General features: G+C 72.6%; 14 protein-coding genes and 1 riboswitch. Of the genes, 6 read left to right on the forward strand and 8 right to left on the reverse strand.

The window, feature by feature from the left end; genetic code table 11:
* Positions 1–226 precede the first annotated feature (226 nt).
* Together VEA62_RS12350 and VEA62_RS12355 are read right to left on the reverse strand one after the other, a co-directional pair.
* Entirely contained in the window at positions 227–859 is a 633-nt protein-coding gene (locus VEA62_RS12350) for an outer membrane lipoprotein carrier protein LolA (RefSeq protein ID WP_324822087.1), read from the reverse strand.
* A 176-nt stretch (positions 860–1,035) separates the two neighbouring features.
* The gene (locus VEA62_RS12355) at positions 1,036–3,399 is read right to left on the reverse strand and encodes an FtsK/SpoIIIE family DNA translocase (protein WP_324822090.1); all 2,364 of its coding nucleotides are present in this window, start codon (positions 3,397–3,399) and stop codon (positions 1,036–1,038) included.
* A 124-nt stretch (positions 3,400–3,523) separates the two neighbouring features.
* On the opposite strand from VEA62_RS12355, the gene VEA62_RS12360 reads away from it, so the two are divergent.
* Positions 3,524–4,777 carry a UbiH/UbiF/VisC/COQ6 family ubiquinone biosynthesis hydroxylase gene (locus VEA62_RS12360; protein WP_324822093.1) on the forward strand — a complete coding sequence of 418 codons (1,254 nt, stop codon included), beginning with the start codon at positions 3,524–3,526 and terminating at the stop codon, positions 4,775–4,777.
* A 6-nt stretch (positions 4,778–4,783) separates the two neighbouring features.
* Here the strand turns inward: VEA62_RS12360 and VEA62_RS12365 are convergent, their stop codons facing one another.
* The 5 genes from VEA62_RS12365 to rpe form a co-directional block, all read right to left on the reverse strand.
* On the reverse strand, positions 4,784–4,978 hold the full coding sequence (locus VEA62_RS12365; RefSeq protein WP_324822096.1) for a Trm112 family protein: 195 nt from the start codon (positions 4,976–4,978) through the stop codon (positions 4,784–4,786).
* 104 nt (positions 4,979–5,082) lie between these two features.
* On the reverse strand, positions 5,083–5,742 hold the full coding sequence (locus tag VEA62_RS12370) for an LON peptidase substrate-binding domain-containing protein (RefSeq protein ID WP_324822098.1): 660 nt from the start codon (positions 5,740–5,742) through the stop codon (positions 5,083–5,085).
* 10 nt (positions 5,743–5,752) lie between these two features.
* On the reverse strand, positions 5,753–6,661 hold the full coding sequence (gene trxA / locus VEA62_RS12375) for a thioredoxin (RefSeq protein ID WP_324822101.1): 909 nt from the start codon (positions 6,659–6,661) through the stop codon (positions 5,753–5,755).
* An 83-nt stretch (positions 6,662–6,744) separates the two neighbouring features.
* A complete protein-coding gene (locus tag VEA62_RS12380) occupies positions 6,745–8,556 on the reverse strand; it encodes a heparinase II/III family protein (RefSeq protein ID WP_324822104.1) in 1,812 nt (603 codons plus the stop codon).
* Positions 8,553–9,239 carry a ribulose-phosphate 3-epimerase gene (gene rpe, locus VEA62_RS12385; RefSeq protein ID WP_324822107.1) on the reverse strand — a complete coding sequence of 229 codons (687 nt, stop codon included), beginning with the start codon at positions 9,237–9,239 and terminating at the stop codon, positions 8,553–8,555. The genes VEA62_RS12380 and rpe overlap by 4 nt, the downstream gene beginning before the upstream one ends.
* A gap of 109 nt (positions 9,240–9,348) precedes the next feature.
* Between rpe and VEA62_RS12390 the strand changes: the two genes are divergently transcribed.
* The 3 genes from VEA62_RS12390 to VEA62_RS12400 all read left to right on the forward strand — a co-directional run bounded on the left by VEA62_RS12390 (position 9,349) and on the right by VEA62_RS12400 (position 12,737).
* Positions 9,349–9,810: an OsmC family protein gene (locus VEA62_RS12390; RefSeq protein ID WP_324822110.1), complete on the forward strand. Its 462-nt coding sequence runs from the start codon at positions 9,349–9,351 to the stop codon at positions 9,808–9,810.
* 49 nt (positions 9,811–9,859) lie between these two features.
* Entirely contained in the window at positions 9,860–11,728 is a 1,869-nt protein-coding gene (gene recQ / locus VEA62_RS12395; RefSeq protein WP_324822113.1) for a DNA helicase RecQ, read from the forward strand.
* Positions 11,729–11,816: 88 nt separating this feature from the next.
* Positions 11,817–12,737, forward strand: coding sequence for an aldo/keto reductase (locus VEA62_RS12400; protein WP_324822116.1), 921 nt, complete (start codon positions 11,817–11,819; stop codon positions 12,735–12,737).
* Here the strand turns inward: VEA62_RS12400 and VEA62_RS12405 are convergent.
* Positions 12,721–14,565 carry a TonB-dependent receptor plug domain-containing protein gene (locus tag VEA62_RS12405; protein ID WP_324822119.1) on the reverse strand — a complete coding sequence of 615 codons (1,845 nt, stop codon included), beginning with the start codon at positions 14,563–14,565 and terminating at the stop codon, positions 12,721–12,723. The genes VEA62_RS12400 and VEA62_RS12405 overlap by 17 nt on opposite strands.
* Positions 14,566–14,721: 156 nt before the next feature.
* Positions 14,722–14,862: riboswitch (cobalamin riboswitch) on the reverse strand.
* Positions 14,863–14,962: 100 nt separating this feature from the next.
* Between VEA62_RS12405 and mutS the strand changes: the two genes are divergently transcribed.
* Positions 14,963–17,665: a DNA mismatch repair protein MutS gene (mutS, locus tag VEA62_RS12410; protein ID WP_324822122.1), complete on the forward strand. Its 2,703-nt coding sequence runs from the start codon at positions 14,963–14,965 to the stop codon at positions 17,663–17,665.
* Positions 17,666–17,724: 59 nt separating this feature from the next.
* A complete protein-coding gene (glnD, locus tag VEA62_RS12415; RefSeq protein ID WP_324822124.1) occupies positions 17,725–20,454 on the forward strand; it encodes a [protein-PII] uridylyltransferase in 2,730 nt (909 codons plus the stop codon).
* The last annotated feature ends 1 nt before the right edge of the window (position 20,455 follow it).

The following is a 20,455-nucleotide window of genomic DNA, read 5'->3' on the forward strand; positions in this document are numbered from 1 at the left end:
TCGGGAGATCCCGCAGAGCCGACGATCGGGGCCCAACAAAAAGAGACGCCCGGTCCTTGCGGGCCGGGCGTTCAGAGGTTCGTCTCTCTCGCCGCCGGGAAGGGGATGAAATCCGTAGCGGGTCAGACCGGCTCCCGCCGATCTGTGGCCAAAACAACACGCCCGCGAGAAAAAGTCAACGCGACCGTCCCCAAGGGCACGGGAGAGAATTCGCGTGGGAGGCGATCTAGTTGCGGCGCGGACGCCGGGTCGGGTCGCGCAGCTGGAACAGGCTGGCGGCGAGGCCGGAGGCGGGGCGCAGCGTGGTCAGCTGGGTGCGGGTCGCGCCACCCTGGGCGTCGCGGATGGTCCATTCCTGCAGCCGGAGCGGATTGCCGGCGAAGGCCAGCACCACCGAGCCGTCGTTGGGCCGGCGCGCGTCGCGGGCGGTGATGGCGAAGGCCCCCGACTCCATGCGGGTGACGCGGTCGATGCGCACGCCCTGGTCCAGGCGGACCGTGCGGGCGAGGAAGGTCGACAGCGGCGTCTGGCTGAGCGGAACCTGCTGGAAGTTCTCGAGGCGCGGATCGTAGCGCTTGACGTTGTTCCCGTCGGACACGACCAGCAGGCCGGCCGGGTTGGTGTATTCGAAGCGCATCTTGCCGGGGCGCTGCAGATAGAAGCGGCCTTCCCGGCGCTGGGCGCCCGAGGTCTCGACGAAGGTCCCCTGGGCCGAGGTCAGGCCCTGCAGATAGGTCTGGGCCCGGGCGAGGACGGCGCGGTCCTCGGCGGACAGGCTGGTCTGGGCGTGAGCCGGCAGGGCCGCAACAGCGGCGAGGGCGGCGGATCCGAGCGCGAAGGCGCGGCGTGAGACGGTCATCATGTCTTCTCCCGTTCGGGATGGTTGGAGTCTGCCGTCTTGCGGAACGGGTCTGGCGAGGGCGTGGCCCCAGCCTGACCATATTCAGGCGCTCCGATGAAGCCCTGTTCAGCATTGTCCGGCGGACGGCGGCCCATCCTAACGCGGCGGACCCGCCTCCGTTGCCCGAAGGCGACCTACATCGGCGGCGGGCCGGCGAGGATGTCGCGCTTGCCGGCGTGGTTGGCGGGGCTGACGACGCCCTCCTGCTCCATCCGCTCGATCAGCGAGGCGGCGCGGTTGTAGCCGATCTGCAGGCGGCGCTGGACGTAGCTGGTCGAGGCCTTGCGGTCGCGGGTGACCACGGCCACGGCGCGGTCGTACAGGTCGTCGCCGGAGCCGCCGCCACCCTCGTCGAAGCCGCCGGCGTCGCCGTCGCCGTCCGGGTCGTCGGTGATCAGGTCGAGGTAGTCGGGCTCCGCCTGGGAGCGCAGGTGCTTGCAGACCTCGTCGACCTCCTGATCGGTGACGAACGGTCCGTGCAGGCGGGTGATGCGGCCGCCGCCGGCCATGTAGAGCATGTCGCCCTGGCCCAGCAGCTGCTCGCCGCCCTGTTCGCCGAGGATGGTGCGGCTGTCGATCTTGGAGGTGACCTGGAAGCTGATCCGGGTCGGGAAGTTCGCCTTGATGGTGCCGGTGATGACGTCGACCGACGGCCGCTGGGTGGCCATGATCAGGTGGATGCCGGCGGCCCGGGCCATCTGGGCCAGACGCTGCACCGCGCCCTCGACGTCCTTGCCGGCGACCAGCATCAGGTCGGCCATCTCGTCCATGACCACGACCAGATAGGGCATGGGCTCGGGACGGATCTTCTCGGACTCGTAGACGGGCCGGCCCTGGTCGTCGAAGCCGGTCTGGACGGTGCGCTCGAAATGCTCGCCCTTGGCCTGGGCCTCGCGGGCGCGTTCGTTGTAGCTGGCGATGTTGCGCACGCCGAGCTTGGACATGCGGCGATAGCGGTCCTCCATCTCGCGCACGGTCCACTTCAGGGCCACGACGGCCTTCTTGGGATCGGTCACGACCGGAGCCAGCAGGTGGGGGATGCCGTCATAGACGCTGAGCTCCAGCATCTTCGGGTCGATCATGATGAAGCGGCACTCGGCCGGACTGTGCCGGTAGAGGATCGACAGGATCATGGCGTTGACCCCGACCGACTTGCCCGAGCCGGTGGTGCCGGCGATCAGCAGGTGGGGCATGCGCGCCAGGTCGGCGACATAGGGCTCGCCGCCGATGGTCTCGCCCAGGGCCAGCGGCAGCAGGTGGGCCGGCTTGTCGTATTCGGCCGAGGCCAGCAGGTCGCGCAGATAGACGGTTTCGCGTTTCGCATTGGGCAGTTCGATGCCGATGGCGTTGCGGCCCGGCACGACCGAGATGCGGCAGGCGCGGGCGGACATGGAGCGGGCGATGTCGTCCGACAGGGCCACGACGCGGCCATGCTTCACGCCCGGGGCGGGCACCAGTTCGTACAGGGTGACCACCGGGCCGGGGCGGATCTGGTCGATGACGCCGCGCACGCCGAACTCCTGCAGCACGCCCTCCAGCATCTTGGCGTTCTGCTTCAGCGCCTCCTCGTCGACCGAGGCGACGCGCTTGGCCGGCTTGGTCAGCATGCCGAGCGGCGGCAGGTCGAAGCCGGTCGAGGGGCGGGCGAAGTCGAAGGCGGCCTGGCTGTCGTCGATCTCGCGGCGCGAGGCCCTGGGGGCCTTGGTCGCCGCCACCTTCGGTTCGGGCGCGTTGCGGGCGGGGAGGGGCTCCTGCCAGGGCGGGCCGTCGTCGGCCTCGAGCGAGACGGGGGCGTAGTCTTCAGGCTCCAGGGCCGGCCGGGGGCGCGGCGGGGCCTTGGCGGCGTTGCGGCGGGCGACCGGCGGGGCCGGTCCGGCCCGGCGCGAGCCGCGCGCCCAGTCGATTCCGTCGCGCACATCGGAGACGCGCAGGCCGATGGCGTAGCCGAGGCTCCACAGGCTCAGCGGCAGGAACAGCACCGCCGCGCCGATCGCGGCGCCGGGCAGGCGCAGGGCGTCGAAGGCCATCCGCACCAGACCGACGAGGGCGTCGCCCCACAGGCCGCCGAGCCCTGCGGCCAGCGGCCAGGCGGCCGGCGGCGCGAGGGCGGAGAGGGCCGCCGACAGGGCGAGCACGCCGATGGTCGCCGACAGCGCCTTGAACGGCGTCGGCTTCAGCCGTTGCTGCACGGCGTCGCCGATCGCCCCCGCCAGGCCGAAGGCGATCAGCAGCAGGGCCGCGGGCCAGGCGGCCAGACCCAGCGACTGCATGAACAGGTCGGCGAACAGGGCGCCATTCAGGCCGAGCCAGTTGGTCGGGGCGGCCGAGGAGGCGGCGTTGAGGCTGGGATCGGCCGGGTTCCACGAGATCAGCGCCGCCAGCAGAAGGGCCGCGAGCAGGGCCTGCAGCACGCCCCGGAAGCGCACCACGAACGGCGCGGCCCACAGGATGCGGGCGCTCTCGATGGCGCGGTGGCCGAGGGCGAGGGCGGCGGACATGACGGGCGGCGGACTCCGGGACACGGGACTGCGGCTGTTGTCGCCCGGGCAGGGTTAAGAGGCTGTTTACCCACCGCGACGTCACGGCGCTGGACGGGGAGCCACGGGAGCGCGAAACAGGGCCATGAGCCAGAGCGACCGTTACGACGTGATCATCGCCGGCGCCGGGTTGGCGGGCGCAACCTTCGCCCTCGCCGCCGCCCAGGGCGGGTTGAAGGTGGTGCTCGTCGATCCGCAGCCGTTTTCCGCCCAGTTGGCGCCGTCGTTCGACGGACGCTCGACGGCGATCGCCTTCTCGACCTTCCGCATGCTCGACGCCCTCGGCGTGGGCGAGGCGCTCAGGCCCCATGCCTGCCGGATGGACCGGATCCTCGTCACCGACGGCCGCCGCCCGGGGGCGGCGTCGCGCGCGGCCTCGTCGGCCTTCCTGCGCTTCGACGCCGACGAGATCGGCGACCGCACCGACGGCGAGCCGCTCGGCTACATGGTCGAGAACCGGCGCATCCGCGTCGCCCTCGCCGATGCGGTGACGGCCGCGGGGATCGAGGTCCGCGCCCCGGCCTCGGTCGAACGGGTCGAGGCCGGGCCGGGTCTCGCCACGGTCACGCTCGCAGACGGCGCGACGCTGCGCTCGCCTCTGGTGGTCGGGGCGGAGGGGCGGGGCTCGCGGGTGCGCAGCGAGGCGGGCATCGACACGGTCGGCTGGGGCTATGGCCAGAGCGGCGTCGTCGCCACGGTGCGGATGGGCCGCGACCACGGCAATGTCGCCCACGAGTATTTCCTGCCCTCGGGCCCGTTCGCCATCCTGCCCCTGACCGAACGGCGCGCCAGCCTGGTGTGGACCGAGACGACGCGACGGGCCGAGGCGCTGAAGGCCTGTTCTGACGAGGCCTTCCACGCCCATCTGATGCGGCGTTTCGGCGATTTCCTGGACGATGTCTCGGTGGTGGGGCCGCGCTTCGTCTATCCGCTGTCGCTGCAGCTGGCTGAGCAGCTGACCGCCCCCCGCACCGCCCTGATCGGCGACGCCGCCCATGGCGTGCATCCGGTCGCGGGGCAGGGTCTGAACATGGGGCTGAAGGACGCCGCCGCCCTCGCCGAGGTGCTGGTCGAGGCCGTGCGGCTGGGCGAGGATATCGGATCGGAGACGGTGCTGGACCGCTACGCCCGCTGGCGCCGCTTCGACAATGCGGCCCTGGCGGCCGGCTTCGACGGCTTCGTGCGGCTGTTCTCCAACGACATCGCCCCGGTGCGTCTGGCGCGGGATCTGGGCATAGCGGCGGTCAACCGCATCGCCCCCCTGCGCCGCGCCTTCATGCACGAGGCCGGCGGCGCCACCGGCGACCTGCCCCGGCTGCTGCGCGGTCAGGCCATCTGAGCCGTCCTAATCCAGCTTGCGCGCCTCTTCGGCCAGCATGATCGGCACGCCGTCACGGATCGGGAAGGCCAGCTTGGCGCCCTTCGACACCAGCTCCTGGCGCTCACGGTCATAGGTCAGGCGGCCGCGCGTCACCGGGCAGACCAGCACTTCGAGCAGGCGCGGATCGACGGAGGCGGGGGTGTGGAAGGCGTCGGACATGGCGAAAGGGTATAGGAACGGGGGGCCAGGGGACAGGGGACAGGGGACAGGGAAGAGTACGGCAGGGCGATCCGCTGATAGCTACCTGGTCCCCGGACCCTGGCCTACTGCATCGATCCCGCGTCGCCGTCGCCGTCGCCCGCCGCGTCGATGGTCATCAGGGCGGTGAGGACGGTGGAGCGGTCGGTCAGGCTGGCCGCCTCAAGCAGCGCCTGCTTCTCCGGCGGCTCGAACGGCAGGGCCATCGACAGGCTGTTGATCAGGGCCTCGGGGGGGGCGGTCTCGGCGGTGTCCCAGTCGATGTCGAGCCCACGGGTCTCCAGATAGGCGCGCAGGGCGTCGAGCAGCTCGTCGCGGTCGAGACCGACGTCGTCGACGGGCGGAGCCGCCAGGTCGGCCTCGAAGCCCGAGAAGTCGGCGCGGACCTGGCGATACGGCGTCTGGGTCGGCAGTTCGCTGGAGAGGCGGAAACGGGCGCAGCCGGTCAGGGTGATCAGATAGCGGCCGTCCGAGGTCTCGGCGAAGCTCGTGATGCGGCCCGCGCAGCCGACCGGCGACAGCTTGGGGGCCGCGCGCGAACCGGGCTGGGGCTGGATCATGCCGATGATCCGGTCCCCGGCCATCGCGTCGTCGATCATGTTCAGGTAGCGCGGCTCGAAGATGTTCAGCGGCAGCTGGCCGCGCGGCAGCAGGATGGCGCCGGGCAGCGGGAAGACCGGAATGACCTGCGGCAGGTCGGCGGCCCTGACATAGCCCTGCGCCATGCGAACTCTCCTAGGCGAACAGGATGGAGGAAAGGCGCCGGCGGCCGTCGCGGGCGACTTCCGAGGCGGGACCGGCGGCCTCGAACACGGTCAGCAACTGCTTGCGGGCGGCCTGGTCGTTCCACTCGCGGTCGGCGGCGACGATCTTGAGAAGGCTGTCGACCGCGCCCTGCAGGTCGCCGGCGGCGGCCTGGGCCAGGGACAGGTCGTAGCGGGCCTGGTGGTCGGAGGGATCGGCGGCGACGCGCGCCTCCAGTTCCGAACTCGCCCCGTTCGGGGCCGCCGAGGCCAGCGACAGCTGCGCCCGCACCGACTGGACCTGGGCGTTCTTCGACGCGGCCGGGGCCATGGCGATGGTCTGGCGGGCCTGGTCGACGTCGCCGTCGGCCAGATAGACCCGGGCCATGCCGGCGATCGCACCCTCATGCCCGGGTTCCAGCGTCATCACCTGGGCGAAGGCCTGGGCCGCGCCGCCGAGGTCGTTGAGCGACAGCGATTCCTCGCCCATCGACATCAGCTGTTCGATGTCCGAATTGGCGCTCGTGCCGCCGGTCAGCTTGTCGATGAAGGCCTTGATCTGGCTTTCCGGCACCGCGCCCTGGAAGCCGTCGACCGGCTGGCCGTTGACGAAGGCGTAGACGGTGGGGATCGACTGCACCCGCAGCTGGCCGGCGTAGGCCGGGTTCTTGTCGACGTCGATCTTGACCAGTTTCACGGCGCCCCCGGCGGCGCGAACCGCCTTTTCGAGCATCGGCGTCAGCGCCCGGCACGGCCCGCACCAGGTGGCCCAGAAGTCGACCAGCACCGGCTGACTCTTCGAGGCCTCGACCACATCGGCCATGAAGCCGGCGTCGGAGCCTTCCTTGATCAGGTCGCCGTTTGCATTCGGGGGCAGGGTGGTCGGGTCGGCGAAACTCATCAGTCGATCCTGTCGGTGTGAAGGCCTAACGCGGCAGGTCCAAGATGGTCGCGGCGACCGCCGGCCTCAAGTGGCGCCGCCGCTCAGGTCGGATCGCCGCCGGCGCCGGCCGGGCTGAGCTTCCACCGGATCTTCGTCTCGGAATCGGTGCGGGCCGAGCCGCGCACGACGATCTGGAGCGAGCGGCGGGTGAGCCCGTCGTCGACATGGACCGACGGCTCGATGGCCACGTCTGGCCCGTCAGTGCGGAACCACCAGCCCCGCCCCGAGTGGCCGCGCAGCAGAATGGAGCGGCGGTCGCGGGCCAGGGACGCCTGCACGCCCGGTTCCAGCTGGAAGCGCACCGCATAGGGTGCGGCGATGGCGCGCACCGCATCCTTCTGGCCCGGCGCCGGATGGAGGCGTTCCTCGGCGCGGAGTTCGTCCAGCCTCTGGTCGAGATAGAGGCGGCGCTGGTGCAGCAGGCCGAAGGCGTGGGCCCAGCCGTCGTGCTCGGCCTCGAGCCAGACCGCGCCCTCGCCGTCGCGGCGGTGGACCTCGACGTGCAGGGGCCGGCCGATCAGCCTCTGGCCGAGCAGGTCGCCCTTCCAGCCCCCGAGCGGGGCCCCGATCGAACTCTCGCCAAGGGTCAGGGTCGAATGGCCGGGGGCGAGGCGCAGGCCCTGCCGGTCGGCGGCGCGGGGCGTCCAGCCGCAGCCGGTCACCAGCCGGTCGCGGCCGCAGACGATCTCCAGCGCCAGCGGCTGGGCGCAGGCGGCGGCGGACCAGCCGCCCCGCGCCGGCGCCGCGACGTCGGCGGCCACCGTGAGCAAGGGGCTGCGAATGCGGGCCACTCCTCCGACCGTGCCGACCGGCGGCTCGCCGTCGGCCGCCTCGTCGTGGGCCAGGGCGGCGGCGACCCGGGCGGGGTTCGACGGGCCACCCCCTTGCATGGTCACCAGCCGGCCGTCGGGCAGGCGATGGAACCGGGCTGCGACGGTCAGGCGGCGGATGGCGGTCCGCACCGGGTCGGGCAGGGCCTCGGAGAGCTGGGCGAGGGCGTCCTCGAGGGTCAGCAGGTCGAGCAGCAGCTCCAGCCCCGCCTCCGGACTGCGCGAGGCATGGCCGCCGTCCTCGCCAACGGTTCGGGACAGGGCCGCCGGGAGACGATTCAGGGCCTTTCGGCGCAGGGCCGTTCCCGGCGCGCCGGCCAGGACGCAGCCGGCCACGGCGGCGGCGGCGAGGCGCTCGGCCCTGCCCGCCACGCCGCCCGGCGGACGCAGCAGCTGGCGCCCCTGCCGCCCCAGAACATCGGCCAGCCGCAGCCGCTCGGCCTCGGTCGCCACCTGGCCCATGCGGCGGGCGGCGCAGGCGAGATTGAAGGTGCGGCGGGCCAGGATCGCCGGATCCCAGGCGAAGGGAGACCAGCGGGCGAAGACCGTCGCCCAGGTCAGCGTCAGGCGAAGGGCCTCGCGGGCGCCGCGCTCGCCCTCGAGCATCAGGGACGGCAGCCAGGCGAAGGCGTGCAGCTCGACGGCGAAGGCGCGGGTCGGGCTTGGCCGGTTCCAGGGATCCTCGGGCGCGGCGGCCTCGAGGCTCGAGCCGGCGAGAATGAATTTGCCGCCCAGGAGCGTCTTGCCGGAGGCCGGATCGACGGGGCGGAAGTCACGCGGCGTTGCGGCGAAGCCCTGCGCCGGCCGCCCCTTCAGCGTCATGGCGTAGCCGGGCAGGCCATAGAGCTCGATCCACAGCTGGCGGGTCAGCAGCCGGCCGGCGAGGGCGGGCCACAGGCCGGGGCCGGTGGCGGCGTCCGTGGTGCGGATCGGCGTGCGCATAGGCGCCCCGCGCACGCCCGGGATCGCGCCGGGGACCGGGGCGTCGGCTTCCACGCGGGCGAAGGGGCCGAGCGGGCTCATTCCGGAGCTTGGATCGCCGGAGCGTTGGCGGCCTTCAGGGCCCGGATGTTGTCGGCGTAGGCGGATGGACCGCCCCGGAACACCGCCGTGCCGGCGACGAGCGCGTCGGCGCCGGCGGCGACGCAGGCGCCCGCGTTGGCGGCGGTGACGCCCCCGTCGACCTGCAGGTGCGCCTTCGATCCGGCGGCGTCGAGCAGGGCCCGGGCGCGCTCGATCTTGCGCAGGGTGGACGGGATGAAGGATTGGCCGCCGAAGCCTGGGTTGACCGACATCAGCAGCACCAGGTCGACGAGGTCCACGACCTCCTCCAGCACGGAGAGCGGCGTTCCAGGGTTCAGCACGACGCCCGCCTTCGCGCCCAGCTGGCGGATGCGGCCCAGGGTGCGGTGCAGGTGCGGCCCGCTCTCCGGGTGGACGGTGAGATAATCCGCCCCGGCCTCGCGATAGGCTTCCAGCCAGGGATCCACCGGCGCGACCATCAGATGCACGTCGAACGGCAGGCTGGTGTGCGGTCTGAGCGCCTTCACCACCTCAGGGCCGATGGTGATGTTGGGCACGAAATGGCCGTCCATCACATCGACGTGGACCCAGTCGGCGCCGGCGGCTTCGAGGGCCGCGACCTCCTCGCCGAGGCGGGCGAAGTCGCTGGCGAGGATCGACGGGCAGATCAGGGGCGAGGACATGATCCGGGGATAAGGCGGGTCGCGGGCCGTATCAAGGCGCGGACTGGGTTTCCGCGGCCGCACGGGCTAAACGGTTGGTCATCGCACCGACCCCCCAGCGGAGACCGCCATGAGCGAACACGTCGCAACCATCGAGTGGAGCCGGGACGGGCAGGTCTTCTCCGACAACCAGTACGGCCGGGCCCACGACTGGCGCTTCGACGGCGGGGCGGTGGTGCGCGGCTCGTCGGCCCCGTCCAGCGTGCCGGCGCCGATGTCCGACCCGGCCGCCGTCGATCCGGAGGAGGCGCTGGTGGCGGCCGTGTCCAGTTGTCACATGCTGTTCTTCCTCGCCTATGCGCGGAAGGACGGGTTCATCGTCGACCGCTATCGGGACGGGGCGAGCGGCCTGCTGGGCCGCGACGAGCGGGGCCGGATGTCGATCACGGCGGTGACCCTGCGGCCGGAAGCGGCGTTCTCGGGTGAGACGCGGCCGGACGCCGCCGCGCTCGCCGACCTGCATCACCGCGCCCACGAGGCCTGCTACATCGCCAACTCGATCCGGGCCGCGGTCACGGTCGAGCCCCGCTGAGCCGCCGACAGCCGTTCACAGGCCGGAACAAATGAGGCACAAGGCGGCGATGCCCGCCGACTCGATCCTGACCGCCGTCGCCCCTTCGCTGGCCGAGGCGCGCGCGACGCTGGAGCGCGTCTGGGGCCACGCCGACTTCCGCGGCCGCCAGGCCGAGGTGGTGGCCGAGGTGCTGGCCGGGCGGGACGTGCTGGCGGTGCTGCCGACCGGCGGCGGCAAGAGCGTCTGCTACCAGATCCCCGCCATGCTGCGGCCGGGTCTGGGCCTTGTGGTCTCGCCGCTGATCGCCCTGATGACGGACCAGGTCGAGGCGCTGAAGCAGCAGGGCGTCGCGGCGGCGCGGCTCGACTCCGGCGTCTCGCTGGACGACCGGTCGGAGATCTGGCGCGCAGCCCGGGCCGGCGAACTGGACCTGCTCTATGTCTCGCCCGAGGGACTGGCCCAGCCGCACCTGATCGACCGGCTGCGCGACCTGCCGCTGTCGCTGATCGCCATCGACGAGGCGCATTGCGTCTCGCAATGGGGACATGACTTCAGGCCCGACTATCGAACCCTTGGTCGGCTGGCGGAGCTGTTCCCCGGCGTGCCGCGGATCGCCGTCACGGCCACCGCCGACGCCCGCACCCGCGAAGACATCGTCCGCTCGCTGCGGCTCGGCGACGCGCGGGTGGTGGTCGACAGTTTCGCGCGGCCCAACCTGCAGCTGTCGGCGGTGCGCAAGGAGAACGGTTCGCGGGCCCGCACCGACGCCGCGGTCATCGATCTGGTCCGTCAGCGGCGCGGCAAGTCCGGCGTGGTCTATTGCGGCTCGCGCGACGGCTGCGAGCGGGTGGCCCAGGCGCTGCGCGAGGCGGGGACCAACGCCATCGCCTATCACGCCGGCATGGAGGCGCGCGACCGCGACCGCCGGCTGGAGCGGTTCCTGGCCGAGGACGGCGCGGTCATGGTGGCGACCATCGCCTTCGGCATGGGGGTCGACAAGGCCGACGTCCGCTTCGTCATCCACGCCGATCCGCCCGGTTCGCTGGAAGCCTACTGGCAGGAGATCGGCCGGGCCGGGCGCGACGGCGAGCCCGCCGAGGGCATCACCCTTTACGGCCCCTCCGACATCGCCTGGACGCTGAGGCGGCTGGAAGGCCGACCGATGGCCGAGGAGGTCAAGGCGGTGCAGGTGCGCAAGGCCCGCCAGCTGTTCGCCATGCTCGACGGCGCGGTGTGCCGGCCGCAGGCGGTGCGCCGCTATTTCGGCGAGGGCGACGCCGGGCCGTGCGGCGTCTGCGACATCTGCCAGGATCCTCCGGCCCAGTTCGACGCCACCGTCCAGGCCCAGAAGGCGCTGGCCGCGGTGCAACGGCTGGGCGAGCGTTTCGGCCGCGGCCGGGTGGTCGACCATCTGCTGGGCAAGACGAAGGACGTCCAGCCCTGGGAGACGGCGCTGTCGACCTGGGGCATCGGAGCCGACACGGCCCTGCATGGCTGGCGCGACGTGCTCGATCATCTGATGTTCGAAGGCCTGCTGGTCGAGGACCCGAACGAGGGCAAGCCGCTGGTCAGACTCGGCGATCCCGAGGCGGTGCGCGGGGTCTACCGCGGGGAGCGCAAGATCGAGGTGCGGCTGACGCCGGCGCGCGCCGGGGCCTCGCGAGATCGCGTCCGGACGGGACGCAACGCCGCCCTGGAGTCGATGGACGCCGACGTGCGGGCCCGCTTCGAGACGCTGCGCGCCTGGCGACGCGACCGCGCGGCGGAGCAGAGGGTGCCGCCCTATGTGATCTTCCAGGACAAGACCCTGCTGGAAATCGCCCTCGCGGAACCCGGGGACCTCGAGCGGCTGTCGCATATCCCCGGCGTCGGTCAGACCAAATTGGACCGGTATGGCAAGGGCGTACTGGCGGCTCTCGGGCAATTCGCCGCCTGAGGCGCAACCGGCGACCGGCGTTCCGCTGGTAAGATTCGGTCAAGGTCTCGGAAGGAGGGCCTTAAACTTTCGCCGTCACAGTCCGGCGGTGATCCCCAGTCGCGCGCCCTCTCCGATCGACAAGCTGGCCATCGCGGTCGTGCACGAGCCCGTTCGCGCGGTGAATTCCTACGCCCCCCTGCCCGCGGGCGCGCGCGAGGAGGCGCTGCGCTTCCTGCTGCAGACCGCCGCCGACGCCGGCGTAACCCTGGTGGCCACCAGGCCGGACGGCGACGGGGAGCGCAGGCTGGGCCAGGCCTGGCCCTTCCCCTCGCCCTTCCAGGTCACCGTCCGCACCGTCTCGATCACCGACGGCGTCGATCGCGTCGAGGCGCGGGCGCGCCGGTCGCTGGAGCGGCTGGGTCTGCCCCGCGGCGACACCCTTCTGGTCTCCTGCGCCGGCGATCTGGCCGGGGTCGAGGGCCGCGCCCTGTGGGACCGGCTCGAGGCCCTGAAGGCGCGCGGCCTCTACCGCCATATCGGGTTCCGCGCGGCGATCGAGGATGGTCCGGCGCTGCTGGCGCGACGGTTCCAGCCGGATGTGGTGGAACTGCCGCTCAACCTGCTGGATCAACGGGCCCAGCACACCGGCGTGCTGGCCGAACTGGCGTCGCTCGATGTCGCCGTCCACGCCACCTCGGTGTTCGCCGACGGCCTGCTGTTCATCAGCGGCGAGCCGCTGCCGCCCGGGATGGCCGGCCACGCCCACGCCCTGTCGCGCATCCGCCGCCGTCTCGCCGAGGCGCGCATCGATCCGATGCAGGCCACCCTCGCCTACGCCATGAGTCTGCCGGAAGTGTCGGCCGTGATCGCCAGCGTCGCCTCGGCCGCCGAACTGCGCGCCGTTATCGCCGCCGCCAACGCCCCGACCCCGGCTCTCGACTGGTCCGCCCTTCAGCTGGAGCCGGCGACGGTCGCCGCCGCCGGCCCCGGCGCCGAGGGAAACGGACGCGTCAGTAGCGCAGCCTGATCCCGACATAGGCCGAGCGGCCCGGCTCGCCGTAGCCGAACGCCTGCTGATAGCGTTCGTCCGCCAGGTTCTCGATCCGCGCCGTCAGGGAGACCTGATCGGTCAGGGCGTATGACCCGTTCAGGTGGGCGACGACGAAGGCCTCGCGCACCCCTCCGATGTCCTCCTGATCGCTCTCGCCGCGGACCGTCACGGCCGCCGCAAGCCGCTCGCCGGTCCAGCCGAGGGTCGCGGATCCGGCCTGCTCCGGCACGCGCAGCAGCCGGGCGCCGGTGGTCTCGTCGCGCGCGTCGGTCCAGGCCCAGGCGAGGCTCAGGTCGAAGCCGCCGCCGAGCCGGGCCCGCGCCTCCAGCTCGACGCCGTCGGTCGCGGTCTCGGCGACATTGACATAGACGCTCTCGAAGGTGGCGGGATCGAAGACATAGGTGATCTGGTCCTCGACCTCGAGCCGGTAGACCGTGGCGCGGCCCTCGATCCGGCCATCCGGCGAGACCCACCCGATCGCCGCTTCCGAGCCCTCGGCGGTCTCGGGCCGCAGCACCGGGAAGGGCTGGGACGAAAAGCAGAAGTCGCACACCGCCTGGCTGATCGACGGCGCCTTGAAGCCGGTGCCGTACGCCGCCGACAGGGTGACGCCGCCGCCGGCGTCGAACGCCGCGGAAACCCGGCCGGTGGTTTCCGAACCGAAGTCGTCGGTGTCGTCGAAGCGCAGCGCCCCGGACAGGCTCAGGCGACCGGCAGGCTCGATCCGCGCCGTGGCGAAGGCGGAGGTTGTGCCGAGGTCCGCGGTCAGGCCGGTGGACAGGCTGCCCTCGCTGTCCTCGCGTTCCGCGCCGAGCGCGAAGGCGACGCCCGCCGCCTCGCCGTCGGCCTGCCAGCGCCAGGCCTGCCGGTCCGCCTCGAAGGCAGAGGGAAAGGCCGAGACCGTGTCGCGGGCGATATCCGACGCGGAGAGGCTGAACTGGTGCGACAGGCCGAAGGCGTCCAGCCGCAGCCGGCCGAAGCCGGACCACTGCTTGCTTTCCTGGGTGTCGGCGGTGTCGGCCAGGGCGAAGGCCGGGGCGGGATAGCCGTCGAGATCGGCGTCACTGTCGGTCCAGCGGATCGCGCCGTCCATGGACGCCGTGTCGCTGAAGGCGTAGCGGCCCCGCGCCCCGGCGGTGGTAGAGGTGAATCCGTCCGCCTCCGGATTGCCGTCCGCCGCGTCGGCGGCGGAGACGCCGTCGGTGTCGAAACGCGAAACCCAGGCGCCGAAGCCGTAGCGCTCCGTCGAAACGCCCGCCGCCAGACGGCCCCGCACCGTGTCGAACGACCCCGCCTCCGCCTCCAGCGCCAGTCCGTCCAGATCGCGGGTGGTGAAGGCGATCACCCCGCCGATGGCGTCGGAGCCCCACAGCGAGGACTGGGGGCCCGACAGCACCTCGATCCGCTCGATGTCCGAAAGCTCCAGGCCGGCGAAGTCGAAGGCGCCGTTGACCTCGGCCGGGTCGTTGACCGGCACGCCGTCGATCAGCACCAGCGTCTTGCCCGGCGAGGCGCCCCGCATCCGCACCTGGGCGACGCCGCCGAACGCCCCGGAGCGGACCACCGACAGGCCGGGCACGTCGCCCAGGATGTCGGCGGCGAAGACGGCGCCGCGCTGTTCGATGGCGCGGCGGTCGATGACCCGCGCGCCCGGCGTGTCGGCGACGATGGCCGGCAGGCGGGTGGCGGTGACCACCACCTCGGGCAGGGCGTCGGGATCGTCCGCCGCCAGGGGCGAGGCCTGGGCGTGGGCGGACACTGGCGGGAACACGGCCGCGGCCGTGGCGAGAAGCAGGAATCGCATCAGCGATGTCTCCGTCGTCCCCGCGCGAGCGCATCGCGGCGACGTGGGAATGGCGACCGACCCGCTCTGGAGAGAACGGCGCAGGTGTCGGGTCGCCTCGACGGATCACCGCGCCTCTGCCTGGTCCCGGGCAGCGGACGAGCGACGTCGGCGGCCAGGTCTCCTGGCTTGCGGGTCAAGAACGGAAGATCGCGCCTTCCCGGTTTCCCAGTGACGCCGGAGCCCAGGCTCCGGAATGATCGATCGTCTCGCCGCCTACAGTTGCGGGCACAGCCGCGGTGTTGGACCGCGTTCCCTTAACCGCCTGCCCCGCTTGTCGCAGGGGGACGAAGCCTGTGCAAGGGCGTCAGACGCCGCTTGAGCGCGCCTCCGCATTCGGTCACCCTGCGGCGCTCAGATGAACGCCCCCCTCGCCCATCCGCCCAAGGCCGAAGCCCTCCCGTCCGCCGAGGGGGTGACCCCGGTCATGGCCCAATTCCTGGCGGCCAAGGCCCAGGCGCCGGACGCCATCCTGTTCTTCCGCATGGGCGATTTCTACGAGCTGTTCTTCAAGGACGCCGAGATCGCCGCGGCGGCGCTGGGCATCACCCTGACCAAACGGGGCAAGCATCAGGGCGAGGACATTCCAATGGCCGGGGTGCCGGTGCATGCGCTGGACGGCTATCTGGCGCGGCTGATCCGGCAGGGCTTCAAGGCGGCGATCTGCGAGCAGCTTGAAGCCCCGTCCGAGGCGAAGAAGCGCGGCTCCAAGGCGGTGGTCCATCGCGACATCGTCCGCGTGGTCACGCCGGGCACCCTGACCGAGGATTCCCTGCTCGACGCCCGCGGGGCCAACCGGTTGGCGGCCGTGGCCATCCGCAAGGGCCGCGCCGCGGTGGCGGTGGTCGAGCTGTCGGCCGGGTCGGTCGATGTCGTCGCCTGTTCGCTGGAGGACCTCGCGGCCACCCTGGCGTCGTTCCGGCCATCGGAAGTTCTGGTCCCTGACCGCCTGTTCTCGGACGAGGCCGCCAGGGCGGCGCTCGACGGCTCCGGCGGGGTGGTCCAGGCCCTGCCGCAGGCGCTGGGGGAGCCGGTCGGGGCCCGGGTGCGGGTCGAGCGGCTGTACGGCGTCGCCTCCCTGGACGGCTACGGGGCCTTCGAGGAGGCCGAAGTCTCGGCCCTGGGACTGATCGCCGCCTATCTGGAGACGACCCAGGCGGGCAAGATTCCAGCGCTGTCCCCGCCGCGGCGCTCGGGCGACACCGGCTTCCTGGCCATCGATCCGGCCACACGGCTGAGCCTCGAGATCGACCGCACCCAGCGCGGCGAACGCGAGGGCTCGCTGCTGGCCTGTATCGACCGCACCGTCACCGCGGGCGGCGCCCGGGCCCTCGCCGAGCGCATCGCGCGGCCGCTGCGCGATCCTGTGGCCATCAACCATGGACTCGACGCGGTGGAATGGCTGCTGGAGCGGCGCGACCTGCGCCGCGACCTGCGCGACGGACTGAGGGCCGCCTCCGACGTGGCGCGCGCCGTGTCGCGGCTGGCGCTGGGACGCGGCGGCCCGCGTGATCTGGCCGCCATCCGCACCGGCCTGTCGGTCGCCGAGGGCGTCGCCGGCCTGTTTCCCCCCGGGCGCGATCCGTTGACCGGGCCGCCGGCGCGTCTGGCCAACTGCCTCGACCGTTTGGCGCTGTCGGCGGAGACCGGGCGGCTGCTGGTCGATCTGGCCGAGGGGCTGGTCGCCGAGCCGCCGCACCTGGCGCGGGACGGCGGCTTCGTGAACGCCGGCTTCCGGCCCGAGCTGGACGAGGCGCGGGCCCTGCGCGACGACAGCCGCCGCGTAGTGGCCGAGCTCGAGGCGCGGGCCGTCGCGGACTCCGGCGTGCCGTTCAAGATCCGCCACAACGCCGTGCTCGGCTATTTCCTCGAGACCTCGGCCAGGGCCGCCGAGCCCCTGCTGCGGCCGACGGGCGACAGCCCGTACATCCACCGCCAGACCCTCGCCAACCAGGTGAGGTTCACCACCGTCGAACTGTCGGAACTGGACGCGAAGATCAGCCAGGCCGGGCACCGGGCGCTGGCCATCGAGGGCGAGACCTTCGAGGTCTGGCGGCGCACGGTCCAGTCGCTGGCCCGGCCGCTGCAGGCCGTGGCCGAGGCGCTGGCCGAACTCGACGCCCACAGCGCGCTCGCCGAGTGGGCCGAGGAGGTCGGGGCCGTCCGGCCGACGGTCGACGACACCGCCTGTTTCGAGGTCGCGGCCGGGCGCCACCCGGTGGTCGAGGCGGCGGTCAAATCGGCGGGCGATCCGTACACTCCGAACGACTGCCGGCTGGACGGTTCCGGCGCGGGATGCGCCCGCCTGTCGATCGTCACCGGTCCGAACATGGCCGGCAAGTCGACCTTCCTGCGCCAGAACGCCCTGCTGGTGGTGCTGGCCCAGGCGGGCGCCTTCGTCCCGGCGCGGGCGATGCGGCTGGGCGTGGTCGACCGGCTGTTCAGCCGGGTCGGGGCGGGGGACGATCTGGCGCGCGGCCGCTCGACCTTCATGATGGAGATGGTCGAGACCGCCGCCATCCTGACCCAGGCGACCGACCGCAGCTTCGTGGTGCTGGACGAGATCGGCCGGGGCACCGCCACCTACGACGGTCTGGCCATCGCCTGGGCTGTGGCCGAGGCGCTGCACGACCGCAACCGCGCCCGCACCCTGTTCGCCACCCACTACCACGAGCTGGCCGGACTGGAGACGCGGCTGGCCCACGTCTGCAATCTGTCGATGAAGGCGAAGGAGTGGAACGGCGATCTCGTCTTCCTGCACGAGGCGGCGCCGGGCGCCGCCGACCGCTCCTACGGGGTTCAGGTGGCGAAGCTGGCGGGGGTTCCGGCGGCTGTGGTCAGCCGCGCCCGCGAGGTGCTGGACCGGCTGGAGGGCGAGAAGTCCGCCGCCGTCAGCCTGGACGACCTGCCCCTGTTCGCCCAGAGTCCAGGGTGGGCCGAGCCGCCGGCCCCGCCTGCCTCCTCCGCGCTGAAGGACGCGCTTTCCGCCATCGAGCCGGACGAACTGTCGCCGCGCGAGGCGCTGGAGGCGCTCTACCGGCTGAAGGCCATCAAGGCTTAGAGCCGGGTCCGCCGGCCGCCGCTGTCGCGCCGGTGCGTCTCCCGGTCTATATCCGGGCCATGAGCCCCCGCAGCCGCCGCCCGGCCGACACCTCAGACACAGGCGGCGCAGACGTCGACGCCTGGGCCGCGGCGTCATCCGCAGCGGACCGCCGCGCGGCCGCCACCGCGCTTCTGCGTCAGTCGTGGGACGCGGCGCGGCTGAAGGCGGCCCATCGGCTCGAATTCGGTCTCGGCGGCGTCGAGGTGGCGCGGCTGTACGCGGTGGCGGCCGACGACATGCTGACGACCCTGTGGCGCTTCGCCACGGAAGCCCTCTATCCCGCGCCCAATCCGACCGAGGCCGAACGGCTCAGCCTGATCGCCGTCGGCGGCTACGGGCGTGGCGTTCTGGCGCCGTTCTCGGACCTGGACCTGCTGTTCCTGCGGCCGTGGAAGTCGATCCCGCGCACCGAACAGGTCATCGAATTCATGCTCTACGTCCTGTGGGACCTCGGGGTGAAGGTCGGCCAGTCGGCGCGCTCCGTCGACGAATGCCTGGCGCTGGCGAAATCCGACATGACCGTGCGCACCGCCCTGCTGGAGGCGCGGCCGCTCGCCGGCGACGAGGCGCTGGCCGAGGATTTCATCGCCCGCTTCCGCGCCATGGTGGTCAAGGCCGACCCGCGGCCCTTCATCGCCGCCAAGCTCGAGGAGCGCGACGCCCGCCACCAGAAGGCCGGCGCGGTGCGCTACCGCGTCGAGCCCAACGTCAAGGACGGCAAGGGCGGGCTGCGCGACCTCAACACCCTGTTCTGGATCGCCCGCTCGCTGGCCCCCGACAGCCCCCTGGGGGCGCGGGTCCTCGACGACCTCCTGACCCCGCGCGAGCGGCGCACCTTCGAGGAGGCGTTCGACTTCCTGTGGCGCACCCGGGCGCACCTTCATCTCGTCGCCGGCCGGGCCGAGGAAAAGCTGACCTTCGACCTTCAGCCCGAGGTGGCGCGGCGGATGGGCTGGCGCGGCCGCGGCGACGAGCCGGCGGTGGAGCGCTTCATGCGCCGCTATTTTCTGGTGGCGCGGGATGTCGGCGGCCTGACCCGCGCCCTGTCGGCCAAGCTGGAGGCGCGTCAGCAGAAGCCCACCCTGAGCCTGTCGCGTCTGATCCCCGGCCGCCGGCGCAAGCTGGGCGTCGAGGGCTTTGTCGAGGACAGCGGCCGCCTGTCGGTGACCGGGCCCGAGGTGTTCGCCGCGGCACCCGAGAAGTTGCTGACGCTGTTCCGCTGCGCCGACGCCCACGATCTGGACCTGCACCCGGACGCCTTCTCGGCGGTCAGCCGGTCGCTGTCGCTGGTCACGCCCTCGCTCCGCCGCGACCCGGAGGCGACCCGCGCCTTCCTCGACATCCTCGCCCAGGGCCAGCGGCCCTACCGGGTGCTGACGCTGATGAACGAGACCGGCCTGCTGGGGCGGTTCCTGCCCGAATGGGGGCGGATCGTCGGCCAGACCCAGTTCAACATGTACCATGCCTATACGGTCGACGAGCACACCCTGCAGGCCATCGGCATCATCAACGACATCTGGCGCGGCAAGCTGAAGGCCGAGCATCCGAACGCCAGCGAGATCGTCCACCGCATCGACGATTTCGAGGCCCTGATGCTGGCCATGCTGCTGCATGACGTCGGCAAGGGCGGCGACCGGGGCCAGCTGGAGGACGGGGCCATCGCCGCGCGCCGCGCCTGCGACCGGCTGGGGCTGGACCCGCGCCGGACCGAATTCGTGGTCTGGCTGGTGCGCAACCACCTGGCGCTCAGCGACTACGCCCAGAAGCGCGACGTGTCGGATCCGGAGACGGTGCGGGCCTTCACCGAACTGGTCGGCGACCCGGAGCGGCTGCGCACCCTGCTGATCCTGACCGTGGCCGACATCCGCGCCGTCGGGCCGGGCGTCTGGAACGGCTGGAAGGGCCAGCTGATCCGTGACCTGTACCAGCGCACCGAGGCGGCCTTCCGCGGCGAGGACATCGCCCGGGCCGATCCGCTGGAGGACTATCCCGAGCTGATGGCGCGCGCCCGGACGGAGGGCGCCGTGGCCGAGGTGCTGGACGGCGAAGGCGGAGAAGCGGGCGAGCGGTCGGCGAGGCGTGTGGCGGTGGTCGCCGCCGACCGGCCGGGCCTGTTCGCCGACCTGGCGGAGGCGCTGGCGGCGGCGGGGGCCGACGTGGTGGGCGCGCGGGTGGCGACCGCGGAGGACGGCGCGGCGCTCGACGTGTTCGAACTGCAGGACGGGGCGGGCGCCCCCTACGGCCAGGCCGAGCCCCGGCGGCTCGACCGGCTGCTCAAGGCGCTGGAGGCGGCGGCGCGCGGCCAGGCGGGACGTCCGCGCCCCGCCCCGCCGCCGTTCAACCCGCGCCGCGCCGCCTTCGACGTGCGGCCGACGACCATCATCGACCTCGAACAGAGCCCGACCGCCGCCGTGGTCGAGGTCTCGGGCGCCGACCGGCCCGGCCTGCTCGCCGACCTGGCCCGGGTGCTGGCGGGGGCCGGCCTGTCGATCCGCTCGGCCCATATCGCCGGCTTCGGCGAGCGGGCCGTCGACAGCTTCTACGTCACCGACGCCCGGGGGCGGAAGCCGAAGGCGGGTCCGGCGCTGGACCGGCTGCGGGCCGGGCTCGAAGCGGTGCTGGACCGCAAGGAGCGGACCGAGGGCCGGCGCTCGGCGCCGGTGCGGGCCAGCCTGCGCGACGTCTCGGAGGTCGGTCGGCTGCGTCCCGCCCGCCGCCCCGTATCGCGCGCGCCTGAAGCAGGCTAAG

Source organism: Brevundimonas sp., assembly GCF_035627475.1.
GTDB lineage: Bacteria > Pseudomonadota > Alphaproteobacteria > Caulobacterales > Caulobacteraceae > Brevundimonas.